This is a genomic window from Streptococcus sp. HMSC061D10, assembly GCF_001808865.1.
Taxonomy (GTDB): Bacteria; Bacillota; Bacilli; order Lactobacillales; family Streptococcaceae; genus Streptococcus.
Map to the genome: position 1 here is coordinate 1 of NZ_KV794994.1, position 274 is coordinate 274.

Annotated in this window: 1 protein-coding gene; it reads right to left on the bottom strand. The window is 36.1% G+C overall.

The genetic code is table 11. The annotated features are described in order from the left end of the window. Positions 1–274: IS3 family transposase (locus HMPREF2728_RS01400; protein WP_148130239.1), on the bottom strand; the 274-nt coding region annotated here is incomplete at both ends.

Sequence of the window (274 nt, forward strand, 5' to 3'; positions counted from 1 at the left end):
AAGACGCTGCACCTTCTTATGGTTCACTACAAAACCACGATTCCTTAATTCTAGAGTCATTCGGCGATAACCATAATTTCCTTTATGCTCAGTAAAAATAGCTTGAATTTCAGCTTTAATATCATGATTTTTATCGCTTTTATCTAACTGCTTTTGCTGGTAATAATAGGTTGAACGAGGTAGCTTAATAATCTTTAGAAGAATCTCTAAGGCAAACTCCGTTACCAATCCTCGGACAATTTCTGTTTTTCTTCTTGCTCCTTTTCGTCCCTCA